Below are 12,320 nucleotides of genomic sequence, written 5' to 3'. Positions count from 1 at the left end.
TCAGAACAGATAGTTGAACCGCAGCATCGCCTGGTGGCGCTCGAAGTCGTCGAGATCGAGATGGCGCGGATCGTTGCAGGCCTGACCCGCAACCTGCGTACTCCAGGTGCCCGACAGGCCGATCTTCTCGGTCAGATGCGCCGAGAATGTCGGGCCGACATAGACCGCATCGCCGGAGAACCGGTCGAGCCCGAGGCCTTCATAGGCCCGCACGTAGCGTGCCTCGACGCCGACGATCAGCGTCGGATTGAGCTTGTAGGATAGCGCGCCCTGCACGGCGAATTCGGAATCGTGCGACCAGGTGTTGGCGAGATCGCGCGAGGCGCCGCCGGAGTACCAGAGATTGAACGCGGCGAACAACGTGCCGCGGATCAGCTCCTTGTCCATCAGCGCGGCGAATTCGGTGCCGTAGATCTGCGCGTCGAAACCGGTGAGTTCGTCGACCCGGTTCCAACCCGGCGCCGCATGCAGCGTCAACCCGAACGGCATCTCGTCGCGATCGAGCACTTTGTAGCGGAATTCCATCGACGCGCCGGCGATGGCGTTGCGCCGATTGTCGATCATGCCGGGCACGCCGCTGATCTGGGTCGAGGCGAAGCTGACGCCGGGGGCGACGCGGAAATTGTCGGTCAGCGTGAACTTGAACTGCGATAGCACGCCGACGCCGGTGTAGGAGCCGAACCGCCGCCCAAACCGGCCGACGTTCTCGATCTCGAGTTCGATCTCGCCCTTCTTCCCGATGTCCGAACCCATGCTGAAGCCGAAGATGTGCTCGGTATCGACATCGTCATGGTCGGCCTTGGCGGCAGCCCCCCGCTCCAGCGCCGGTACCACAACCCTTGCGGATGGGGCGGCCGTATAGGACAGCCAGCCCGGCAGTTCCTCCGCGGCCGCCACCGGCGTCGCCAGCGCGGCGGCGACCAGTATCGCCATCGCTGCCGCCTGTGGCCCGTCAAATCCGCAAATTCGGCCGCAACGGCCACGCCCCCTAGAAGTACGCGCAATCATTAGTCGCCCCCGATGAATTCCATCGGTCTACTAATTGCAATTGCGAATGCCTCTCGGTCAAAGCCTTTTGTTTACAGGCCCTGTAAATGCGAGGCGTCTGAAAATTGATCGATGACAATGATTAGTAGTTGCGTACCGCGGCAGGATGGCAACGTTCCGCGACGGATGCCGCAGCCGGCTTACGATCAGCACCTTGAGCGACGTCGGCGGTGCAATGTTGCCGAAGCGGTACTCATCTACGACCGCCGGCATCCGTGCCGGCACGCTGCAAAGGACCGGACATGACCAAGCCTGCCAAGATCAACATCGGTATCCCGGAAGACAAGCGCGAGAAGATCGCCGACGGCCTGTCCCGGCTGCTCGCCGACTCCTACACGCTGTATCTGATGACGCACAATTTCCATTGGAACGTCACCGGGCCGATGTTCAACACCCTGCATGCGATGTTCATGACGCAGTACACCGAGCAGTGGACCGCGCTCGACCAGATCGCGGAGCGGATCCGCGCCCTCGGCTTCCCGGCGCCCGGCACCTACAAGGAGTTCGTCAAGCTCGCCTCGATCGCCGAAGTCGAAGGCCAGCCCAAGGCGATGGAGATGGTGCGGCACCTGGTGACCGCGCAGGAAGCCACCGCGCGCACCGCACGCGAGCTGTTCCCGCTGGTCGAAGACGCCAATGACCAGCCGACGGCCGACCTTTTGACCCAGCGTCTCGACGTCCACGAAAAGACCGCCTGGATGCTGCGCAGCCTGTTGGAAGACTGATCAACCACTAAGTCGGCTTGGGCGGTTCGCAGCGACGCTGTGGACCGCCTTTGCTTGTGAGAACCGCTATCGACTTTCGTCTCAAGGCGCCACGGCCGAACTCAAAAAGCCTTCTACTGCAGTGACTTTGCGTCGTCTGTGAAGGTTATCCTGCTGTCTTGCGATTGACCCGCATCAAAGATCATTGCTGCGAATAAGAATTACTCTAGAGGCCCTTCCGCATCGTCGCGGAGCGACCGTCGGTCCCCCCTGCGATGCCATCCTGCCCCTGGGGGTTCTCATGAAAACCGCACAAGTGTTGCTCTTGGCGACGGCGCTCTCCGTCTCGTTGTCGCTCCCCGCCCGTGCCGCCACCGACGAGCCGATCTCTCCGATCAAGCCGGCCGTGGTGAAAGATCCGAACCTGGTCGAGCTCGGCAAGAAGCTGTTCTTCGATCCGCGGCTGTCGAAGTCGGGCTTCATCTCCTGCAACTCGTGCCACAACCTGTCGATGGGCGGCTCGGACAATCTGAAGACGTCGATCGGCCACAACTGGCAGAAGGGGCCGATCAACGCGCCGACCGTGCTCAACGCCAGCCTCAATGTGGCGCAGTTCTGGGACGGCCGCGCGCTGACCTTGAAGGATCAAGCCGGCGGACCGATCGCCAACCCGGGTGAGATGGCATTCACCCACGCGCTGGCGGTCGACCTGCTGAAATCGATCCCGGGCTACGTCACCGAGTTCAAATCTGTGTTCGGCCAGAACAGCACGGTCGACATCGACGAGGTAACACGGGCCATCGCCGCGTTCGAAGAGACGCTGGTGACGCCGAACTCGCGGTTCGACAAATGGCTGCAGGGCGACAAGAAGGCGCTGACGCCGACCGAGCGCGCCGGCTACGAGCTGTTCAAGGATTCCGGCTGCACCGGATGCCACAATGGCGCAGCGGTCGGTGGCAACACCTTCCAGAAGATGGGCGTGGTCGAGCCGTACAAGACCGACAATCCGGCCGAGGGCCGCTTCGCCGTCACCAAGGAGGAAGCCGATCGCTTCAACTTCAAAGTGCCGACGCTGCGCAACGTCGAACTGACCTATCCCTATTTCCACGACGGCGCGGCGCAGAAGCTGTCTGACGCGGTCGAGACCATGGGACGGATCCAGCTCGGCAAAACCTTTACGCCGGAGGAGAACGCCAAGATCGTCGCCTTCCTCAAGACGCTGACCGGCGACCAGCCCAACTTCAAGCTGCCGATCCTGCCGCCGTCGAGCGACAAGACTACTCCTCCGAAGCCGTTCGACTGATCTCGGCCAACCAGGCGCATTGCGGACGGCGGAGCTGACACGCCGTCCGCACGCCGCGGATAGTCTGGCACCACGGAACTAACTCATGACGTCGATCTGGAGCCGACTGGCGCGGCCCGGCCCGCTCGCGCTCGCCCTGGTGCTGGCCGCCATTGGCGGCGCGGTCGCCTGGGGTGGTCTCAACACCGCGATGCACGCAACCAACAGCCTGGCGTTCTGCACGTCGTGCCACGTGATGCGCGACAACGTGTATCAAGAATACAAGACCACCGCGCACTACACCAACCGTACCGGCGTTCGCGCCATCTGTTCCGACTGTCACGTTCCGCGCGACTGGAGTCACATGCTGATCCGCAAGGTGACGGCCACCAAGGAGCTGTATCATTGGGCGATCGGCAGCATCGACACGCGCGAGAAGTTCGAGGCCAAGCGCCACGAACTCGCGCGTCACGAATGGCAGCGGATGCGCGCCAACGGCAGCCGCGAATGCCGCAACTGCCACACCTTCGAAGCGATGGACTTCCACAAGCAGACACCGAAGGCGGCAACCGCGATGCAGGAGGCCAGCAAGGCCGGCAAGACCTGCATCGATTGCCACAAGGGCATCGCCCACAAGATGCCGGACGTCACGGCCGGTCACCGCAAGGCGTTTGCGGCGCTGCAGGTCGACGCCGGCAAGCTGGCTGCGGCACCAGGCGTGACATTGTATGCGATCGGGTCCGTGCCCCTGCAGCTTGGCGATTCCGACGAAAGCGCCGGCGAACTCGCGGCCAGCACCGCGGTGACGGTCCGCGCCGTCGATCATGAGCGATTGACACTTGAGTTGACCGGCTGGCAGCGCGAGGGCTCTCCCGAACTCCTGTATCAACGCTTTGGCAAACGCATCCTTGCCGCGACGCTGACCGAGCCAGCACGCGCGCGAGTCGAGACGCTGCAAATTGCAACGGACGACGACACTGGCGATCAATGGACGCAGGTGCGGCTCTTGGTCGGCGCGGCGCCGGGCCGGTTCATCAGTTCGCGCGCGCCGCTATGGACTCTCGCGGCGCGGATCGAGGACGATAATTGCACCCTGTGTCATGCGTTGAAGCCGCCGGGTAGTGCCAAGGCGGACGCCTGGATCGGCCATCTCAACGCCATGAAGCGGCTGACCGCGCTCGACGGAGAGGAAGTCGCCCTGCTTCGTGCTTACTTGCAGAACCATGCCAAGGACGTCGCGCCAGCGCCGTGAACTCGCGAACTAGCTGCTCCGCCCGATTCCTCGTGCCGCATCCGGCATCAGGCCGGACAGGATCACGCGCAGATCTCGCAGCGAGCGCTCCCGGCCATCCCAGGCGATCCGCGGCAGCGCCAGCGGATCGATCGGGCCTGCCCCGATCACGCCCGGGATCGACGTCATCGCCCCGGCGACCCCTGCCTCCTTGGCCATTGCGACATGCTGCGGACCGAAGCTGTTGCGCTCACCGAACGGATACGCGAAGTGCGAGGCGTCGCGGCCGAGCGCCGCCTGCAGCACCGCGCGGCCCATTGCGATTTCCTTTTGTGCCGCCGCGTCCGGCAGATTGGCAAGCACCGGATAGTTCACCGTTGCGCTGCCGATCGTCACCTTCGGATCGATGGCGAGCCGCCCGATCTCGTCCCAGTCCATCACAGCCTCGCGCGTGACTGCCGCGAGATCGACCGCATAGCGCTTGCACAGATCGTGGATCGCCGCAGTGAGTGCCGCGGGCGGCATGGTGCGCAGCCAGCTCGCGAGGAAATGGAACACCTGCGCCTTGTCGGCAACCGTCGCGGTGTCGAACCGGCGTTCGTTGTGATCGATCAGCAGCGCAATCCGTTCGGTGCGCGCGATCACCTGCTCCAGCGCCAGCCACCAGGCTTCGCCGATGCCGTCCGGAAACGCTGTCGGCAGATACACTGCGAACGGTACAGCGTGCCGTGCCAGGATCGGATAAGCGAAGGTGGTGATATCGCGCGAGCCACCGTCGAAGGTCAGGCAGACGAACCGACCGGGTGAGCCCCCTTGAGCGATCCGGACGCAAACTTCGGCGGGCGAGACGACCGGACAATTCCAGCGTTTCAGCGCGCGCAACAGGCGGTCGAGAAACTGCGGGGTAATTTCGCGAGCGCGCAGCGGCTGAAACCGGTCGCGGCGCGCCGGACGCACCCGATCGAACCGCAGGATCACTCCGCAGCCGCCGCCCTTCCATTCCGACAAGCGCGCAGCACCGCTCGCATAAGCAAGCTGCAGCCGGGCCGCTGTCCACCAGCCGTTCGTCGACAAGGTTCAGTCCTTTGCGGCGCCGGGACCGGCAGCGGTTTCGCGGGTCATCATTACGCTTTGTTGAGATTTGTTTGTAAAGGTCCGCAACGTTGCGCCAGTCACGCCTAGTTTATTCTCATTGGATCGCCGGATGACGATGATGGCCGAGCTGATCGAGGCCCGGACCGCCGATCGCATGGCGGCCGCGCAGAGCCGGATCGCCGACGTCGAGATCATCCCCGACATCGACTCCGCCGAACCAATCTGGCGCGCGCTCGAGCAGACCGGTCAGCATTGTTCGCACTATCAGCGGTTCGATTTCCTTAGTGCCTGGCAGCGCCACGTCGGCCACGCCGAGGGGCGACAGCCATTCATCGTGGTTGCACGCGACGTCGAGCGCCGGCCGCTGTTGCTTCTGCCGTTGGGTCTCGAACGCAAATTCGGCGTCCGCGTGGCGGGATTCCTCGGCGGTAAACATTCGACCTTCAACATGCCGTTATGGCGGCGTGATTTCGCGGCGAGCGCGGGCGAAGCCGACATCGCCGAGCTGATCCGGCGGGTGCGGGATATCGGTGGGGCCGATCTGCTTGCATTCGAACAGCAGCCGGCGCGCTGGAACGATCTCGTCAATCCGTTGGGCCGCCTTCCCCACCAGCCGTCGGTCAATGATTGCCCGGTGCTGGTGCTGCCGCCCGGCGCGGCCCCGAGCGACTTGATCAGCAACTCGATGCGCCGCCGGCTCAAGGGCAAGGAACGCAAACTGCAGGAACTGCCTGGCTATCGCTATGCCCAGGCGCGCACGCAAGCCGATGTCGACCGCCTGCTCGAGGCGTTCTTCCGGATCAAGCCGCTGCGAATGGCGGCGCAGAATCTGCCGAACGTGTTCGCCGAACCCGGCGTTGCCGATTTCATCCGGCAGGCCTGCTCCACGGAGCTCAGCGGCGGCGGCCGCGCGATCGAAATCCACGCGCTGGAATGCGATGAGGAGATGATCGCGATGTATGCGGGCGTCGCCGACGGCAGCCGCTACTCGATGATGTTCAACACCTACACGCTGTCGGACGCGGCGCGCTACAGCCCCGGCCTGATCCTGATGCGCCATATCATCGATCACTACGCCGCCTGTGGCTATCGCTGGATCGATCTCGGCATCGGCTCGGACGACTACAAGAAAATGTTCTGCAAGGACCTCGAGCCGATCTTCGACAGCTTCATCCCGCTGACACCGCGCGGACAGGTCGCTGGTGCGGCGCTATCGGCGATCGGCCGCGGCAAGCGCGCGGTCAAGCACAGTCCGGCGATGATGCAGTTGGTGCAACGCTTGCGCAGCGTGCTGCCGCGCTGAGATCAACGTTCCTTCAGATTGCCCAAAGGAAAACGCCCGGGACCAGCCCGGGCGTTTCTCGTTGATCTGTTTGGTGGCTTTACGCCGCTGCCGATCGCTGTCCCGGCTCGATCGGATCGATTGGCTCGGCGGCGCGCAGCATCGTCACCTCGGAGAAGCCGACCGCGACCAGTTGCTCGGCCATTTTGGCGCGCGCCTCGCTGGTCATCGTGGGCGCCGGCACGACGGCGGCCTGGGCTTGCGACGTCAGCAGCTCGGCCGGCAGATCCGACGCGGTGCCGGCATCGAGCAGCACGTGGTCATACACACGCATCAGTGCATCGATCGCCAGCGAAAGCCGCGGCGAATGCAGCAGCATCCGGTCGAAGCCCGGCTTGCCGGCGCTGACCAGTTGCAGCGACGAGGAGCGGTCGCGGGTGATGATCTGGCCGAACGCTGCCTCACCCAGCATCAATTCGGCAAGACCGGGGGCCGACGGATCGATCGACGCGACCTTCAGCATCGCGGAGGATTCCGACAGGTCGATCAGCACAACCTTGGCGTCCTGGGCGAGCCGGCGGGCCAGCACCAGAGCCGTCGTGGTGACCGAGTCGGTGTCGCCAGTCCCAAGCACGGTGAGTTTCCGCCCGCCCTCGCCGGCCGTGCGCAGACGTTGCACCAGTGCTTCGATTTCCCCGACCGGCGCAGCGGCAGGCGCCGCAACCGGAGCAGTTTCGATTGGAGCCGTCGCCACGATCGGCGCTGGTGTAGCCGGCGCAGCAAAGGTCGGCGGTGCTGCCGGTGCGGAGCGCACGACGGGAGCCGCTGCCGTAACCGGCACCAGATCCGGCTCGACAACCGCCGGCGCAGCCACCTCACGAGCCCGCGGCTGCGTCATCCGCAGCAGTTCACCGGTCGCGATGCTGCCCGAGGTCAACAGCAGCGTCGCCAGCGTGGCGATCAGCACGATCGGCAACTTCTTCGGGTAGTCCGGCGTGTTGGAGACGATCGCACGCGAGATGATGCGGCCATCCGACGGCGATTGGTCGATCGTCTCGCGCGTCGTGGCCTCGCGATACTTTGCCAGATAGGATTCCAGCAGATCGCGCTGCGCCTTGGCTTCGCGTTCCAGCGCGCGGAGCTGTACGTCCTGGCCGTTGGTCGCCGAGGCCTGCTTTTTCAGCTGATCGAGGCTGGCCGACAGGTTCTCCACTCGGCTGCTGGCGATCCGCGCATCGTTCTCGAACGAGCGCGACAGCTTCACAGCCTCGTCGCGGAGCTGCTGGTCAAGATCGGACAGCTGCGCCTTCAGTTCCTTGATCCGCGGATGACCGCCGAGCAGCGTCGAGCTCTGTTCGGCGAGCTGCGCACGCAGCGTGACCCGCTGCTCCGACAGCCGACGGATCAGTTCGGAGTTCAGCACTTCAGAAGCTTCGATCGGGCCGCCGCTCTTCAACATCTCCTTGATCAGCCGGGACTTGGCTTCGGCATCCGACTTCAGCGCACGGGCGTTGGCGAGCTGCGCATTGATGTCGCCGAGCTGTTGGTTCGATAGCGTGGTGTTGTTGGTGCCGATGAACAGGCTCGACTTGGAGCGGAAGTCCTCGACCTTGTCTTCGGCCTCCGACACCTTCTTGCGCAGCGACTCGATCTCGCCGGACAGCCACTGCCCCGCCGCCTTGGCCTGCGCCTGACGCGCGTTCTGCTGCAGCACCAAATAGCCGTCCGCGATCGAATTGGCGACGCGCGCGGCAAGCTCGGGATCTTCGGACTGGAATTCGACCACCATCACCCGCGACTTGTCGACCGCATATGCGGTCAGCCGCTCATAGTAAGCGTTCAGCACGCGCTCTTCCGGCGTCATCGCGAACGGATCGCGGCCGATGCCGATCAGCGCCAGCAGCGATTTGATCGGATTGATGCCTTTCAGCACCGGATCGAATTCCGGCCGCTCGGCGAGCTTGTTCTTCTTGATGGTCTCGAGCGCGAGTTGGCGCGACAGCAGCAATTGAACCTGGCTGGTCACCGCTTCCGGGTCCGGGCCGCTGCGTTGATCGTCACGATCGCCGCTGGGACGCAGGAAGGTGTTCTCGCGACCGTCGATCAGGATTCGCGCCTCGGATTTGTAGCGCGGCGTGATCAGGTTCACGATCGCCAGCGAGACGACCAGCGCAAGCAGAGTCGGCGCGATGATCAGGTGCTTTTTGCGGGCCAGCGCCTGCCCGATCAGCCGCACGTCGATGTCGCCGTCCGGCGGCAGCGGTGCCGGCTTGTCGATCTGAACGGTACGAGTTGGGGGGCGCTTGAAGATCGCCTGACGAATCGCAGGCTTCTGCGCGGGAGCCGGGGCGGTTTCGGTTGCAGCCGCTGAAGTTGCGGCGGTCGAGGATACGCGTGATGGGGCTGATGCCTTTGCCGTGTTGTCGGTGTTCCGGCGCCAGAACGCGATCCGCATTGCCTACTCCTACGTGACGCGACCAACCGTCAGTTCGGTTCCGACTACAAACCATTAAGGTTGCTGCACGGTTAATCTCGACGTACGCGAGTAACTAATTCATGCTGCTCGCGCTTACGCAAACACGTTTTGTTAACCACGAAAGTCGTTAATCGGAATCGACTTTTCCGGATCCATCCATGCCCTGCGCCGCCATTTTGACTGGCTTTTGTCCCGCTGCGCGCTGTCGCGGCGGATGGCCCAGCATGCCGTACGCACCGGCGATCCGATGACCGCAACAACGCAGGATCAGCCGCTGCGGATCGTTCATGCGGTGCGCGCTCCGGTCGGCGGTATCATCCGCCATATCCTTGATCTCGCCAACGGCCAGGCCGATCGCGGCCATCACGTCGCGCTGATCACCGACAGCCTCACTGGCGGCGACCGCGCTGTGGCCGCGCTCGACGAGATCGCACCGAAGATGAAGCTCGGCGTCTATCGGCTGCCGATCCGGCGCGAGCCGAGCATCACCGATCTGTTCGTCTGGGGCCGCTTCGTTCGCCTGATCGCGACGCTGCGGCCGGACGTGTTGCACGGCCACGGCGCCAAGGCCGGCATCTTCATGCGCGTGGTGCCGCGGCCGGCCGGCTCGATCCGGGTCTACACCCCGCATGGCGGCTCGCTGCACTATCCGACGACGACGTTCAAAGGGCAGCTGTACAGCCGGCTCGAGCGGCTCTCGATGAACCGCACCGAACTATTCCTGTTCGAGAGCGAGTTCGCGCGCTCAACCTATGAGCGCATGATCGGCAAGCCCGAGGGGCTGGTCCGCTGCGTATTCAACGGCGTCACCGCCGGCGAATTCGATCCGGTTTCGCTGGCGGCCGATGCCACCGACGTCTGCTACGTCGGTGAATTCCGCCACATCAAGGGCGCCGATCTGTTGGTCGACGCGATTGCGCGGCTGCGGGCCGAGGGCCGCTCCGTAACGCTGACGCTCGGCGGCGACGGCGAGGAAACCGCAGCGTTGAAGGCGCAGGTGGCGCGGCTCGACCTCGGCGCCGCGGTGCGTTTCATCGGCCACGTCAAAGCTCGTCATGGCTTCGCGCAGGGCCGTCTGCTGGTGGTGCCGTCGCGCGGCGATTCCATGCCCTATGTGGTGATCGAAGCGGCCGCTGCCGGCGTCCCGATGATCGCCGCCAATGTCGGTGGCATCCCGGAGATCTTTGGTCCTGACCATCGCGACGCGTTGTTCGCTCCCAGCGATCCGGCCGCGATGGCGAAGGCGATCGCGACCGCGCTCGACGACCTGAATGCCGCCCGCGACCGGGCCAGACGGCTGCGCGAGCGGATCTTTCTGCACTTCTCGCAAAAGGCGATGGTCGAAGGCGTGCTCGCCGGCTACCGCGAAGCCTTGGCGCAGCAGCGCTGAGCGTCGGCGGTCGCGCTAACCGTTTCTTGCGACTTTTTCGTTAAGGCCCGGACCGGGGGAGTTCGTCGGACGACAAAGTCGTGCCGACGCAAGAGACGGACATGAACGGATGGAGCCGATCAGCGCACGCTCGATGATCAGCGCTGCAGCGACGGAAGCCGTGGTCGCCAGCGGCGACGGCGCGCCGCGCGTGGAGCGCCGCAAGCGCTTGTCGCCGGCCGCCCTCGCCGTCGCCAATCAGAAGGTTCCGCCGGCGTTTTCGCCGATCGTGATCGCCGGCTCCGTCCGCCTGGCTGATTTCCTGGTGATCGCCGCCGTCGGCATCGCGCTGTACTTCGCGCTGGTGGTCCGCCGCGATGGCTTTGCTTGGGAGTACATCGCTGCGATCCTCGGCACGACGGCGACCGCAATCGTCGCATTCCAGGCAGCCGACCTCTACGAGGTGCAGCTGTTCCGCGGCACCTTGAAACAGATGACCAGGATCATCTCGACCTGGTCGATCGTGTTCCTGCTGTTCATCGGCGCATCGTTCTTCGCCAAGCTTGGCGGCGAAGTGTCGCGGCTATGGCTGGGTTCGTTCTTTTTCGCCGGCCTCGCCTTGCTGATCATCGAGCGACTGTCGGTGCGCGCGCTGGTGCGGCACTGGGCGTCGCAAGGCCGGCTCGACCGCCGCACCGTGATCGTCGGCGCCGACGCTAATGGCGCCAAGCTGATCGAAGCGCTGAAGGCCGAGCACGCCGACGCCTCCGACATCCGCATCCTCGGCGTATTCGATGATCGCAACGACGCCCGTTCGCAGTCCACCTGCGCCGGCGTGCCGAAGCTCGGCAAGGTCGACGACATTCCGGAATTCGCCCGCCGCACCCGTGTCGACCTCGTGCTGTTCGCGCTGCCGATCTCCGCCGAGACCCGCATCCTCGACATGCTGAAGAAGCTGTGGGTGCTGCCGGTCGACATCCGGCTGTCGGCCCATACCAACAAGCTCCGGTTCCGGCCGCGCGCTTATTCCTATGTCGGCAAGGTGCCGACGCTCGACGTGTTCGAAGCGCCCATCACCGATTGGGATCAGGTGATGAAACAGGTGTTCGACCGCGTGGTCGGCGGCTTCATCCTGCTGCTCGCGGCGCCGGTGATGGCGCTGGTGGCGCTGGCGATCAAGCTCGACAGTCCGGGGCCGGTGCTGTTCCGGCAGAAGCGGTTCGGTTTCAATAACGAGCGGATCGACGTGCTCAAGTTCCGGTCGATGTATCACCACCAGGCCGACCCGACGGCGTCCAAGGTCGTCACCCGCAACGATCCGCGCGTCACCCGCGTCGGCCGCTTCATCCGCCGCACCAGCCTCGACGAGCTGCCGCAGCTGATCAACGTGGTGTTCAAGGGCAACCTGTCGCTGGTCGGCCCTCGCCCGCATGCGGTGCAGGGCAAGCTGCAGAGCCGGCTGTTTGACGAAGCCGTCGACGGCTACTTCGCCCGCCACCGCGTCAAGCCGGGTATCACCGGCTGGGCTCAGATCAACGGCTGGCGCGGCGAGATCGACAACGAAGAGAAGATCCAGAAGCGCGTCGAGTTCGACCTGTATTACATCGAAAACTGGTCGGTGCTGTTCGATCTCTACATCCTGCTGAAGACGCCGTGGGCTCTGCTCAAGGGCGAAAACGCGTACTAATCGTCCCTCTTCATCAGTCCCCTCCGTCGTCATTCCGGGATGCGCTGCGAAGCAGCGCAGGCCCGGAATCCATATCCACCGTGACCGCGTTAAGGCACGGCGGGCCCCGCTGTGCGCCGAACTCAACCATCCGGGGTTATGGATTCC

Annotated in this window: 9 protein-coding genes; 6 read left to right on the top strand and 3 right to left on the bottom strand. The window is 64.5% G+C overall.

All coding sequences use genetic code 11. The features are described 5' to 3' along the window. Entirely contained in the window at nucleotides 1-933 is a 933-nt protein-coding gene (locus LRC39_RS13885) for a transporter (protein WP_346294680.1), read from the bottom strand. Nucleotides 934-1,289: 356 nt separating this feature from the next. On the opposite strand from LRC39_RS13885, the gene LRC39_RS13880 reads away from it, so the two are divergent. The 3 genes from LRC39_RS13880 (at nucleotide 1,290) to LRC39_RS13870 (ending at nucleotide 4,285) form a co-directional block, all read left to right on the top strand. Next, nucleotides 1,290-1,772 carry a Dps family protein gene (locus tag LRC39_RS13880; RefSeq protein ID WP_011158306.1) on the top strand — a complete coding sequence of 161 codons (483 nt, stop codon included), beginning with the start codon at nucleotides 1,290-1,292 and terminating at the stop codon, nucleotides 1,770-1,772. A gap of 280 nt (nucleotides 1,773-2,052) precedes the next feature. Further along, the gene (locus LRC39_RS13875) at nucleotides 2,053-3,054 is read left to right on the top strand and encodes a cytochrome-c peroxidase (RefSeq protein WP_263988556.1); all 1,002 of its coding nucleotides are present in this window, start codon (nucleotides 2,053-2,055) and stop codon (nucleotides 3,052-3,054) included. Between the two features lie 85 nt (nucleotides 3,055-3,139). After that, nucleotides 3,140-4,285 carry a NapC/NirT family cytochrome c gene (locus tag LRC39_RS13870; RefSeq protein WP_346294679.1) on the top strand — a complete coding sequence of 382 codons (1,146 nt, stop codon included), beginning with the start codon at nucleotides 3,140-3,142 and terminating at the stop codon, nucleotides 4,283-4,285. Nucleotides 4,286-4,294: 9 nt separating this feature from the next. Here LRC39_RS13870 and LRC39_RS13865 read toward each other — a convergent pair whose 3' ends face one another. Then, nucleotides 4,295-5,338 carry a polysaccharide deacetylase family protein gene (locus tag LRC39_RS13865; RefSeq protein ID WP_346294678.1) on the bottom strand — a complete coding sequence of 348 codons (1,044 nt, stop codon included), beginning with the start codon at nucleotides 5,336-5,338 and terminating at the stop codon, nucleotides 4,295-4,297. A gap of 130 nt (nucleotides 5,339-5,468) precedes the next feature. On the opposite strand from LRC39_RS13865, the gene LRC39_RS13860 reads away from it, so the two are divergent. Further along, nucleotides 5,469-6,662, top strand: coding sequence for a GNAT family N-acetyltransferase (locus LRC39_RS13860; protein ID WP_346294677.1), 1,194 nt, complete (start codon nucleotides 5,469-5,471; stop codon nucleotides 6,660-6,662). Between the two features lie 79 nt (nucleotides 6,663-6,741). On the opposite strand, the gene LRC39_RS13855 is transcribed toward LRC39_RS13860, so the two are convergent. Continuing rightward, nucleotides 6,742-9,096 (bottom strand): GumC family protein, encoded by a 2,355-nt coding sequence (locus tag LRC39_RS13855; RefSeq protein WP_346294676.1) that lies wholly within the window; start codon nucleotides 9,094-9,096, stop codon nucleotides 6,742-6,744. Nucleotides 9,097-9,364: 268 nt separating this feature from the next. On the opposite strand from LRC39_RS13855, the gene LRC39_RS13850 reads away from it, so the two are divergent. Further along, nucleotides 9,365-10,507 (top strand): glycosyltransferase, encoded by a 1,143-nt coding sequence (locus LRC39_RS13850; RefSeq protein WP_346294675.1) that lies wholly within the window; start codon nucleotides 9,365-9,367, stop codon nucleotides 10,505-10,507. A gap of 109 nt (nucleotides 10,508-10,616) precedes the next feature. Further along, nucleotides 10,617-12,173, top strand: coding sequence for an undecaprenyl-phosphate glucose phosphotransferase (locus LRC39_RS13845; RefSeq protein ID WP_264073516.1), 1,557 nt, complete (start codon nucleotides 10,617-10,619; stop codon nucleotides 12,171-12,173). The last annotated feature ends 147 nt before the right edge of the window (nucleotides 12,174-12,320 follow it).

It is taken from the genome of Rhodopseudomonas sp. P1, from assembly GCF_039642825.1.
Taxonomy (GTDB): domain Bacteria; phylum Pseudomonadota; class Alphaproteobacteria; order Rhizobiales; family Xanthobacteraceae; genus Rhodopseudomonas; species Rhodopseudomonas palustris_H.
Note: the sequence above shows the minus strand (reverse complement) of the source record. Positions and strands in the feature narration are given on the sequence as shown.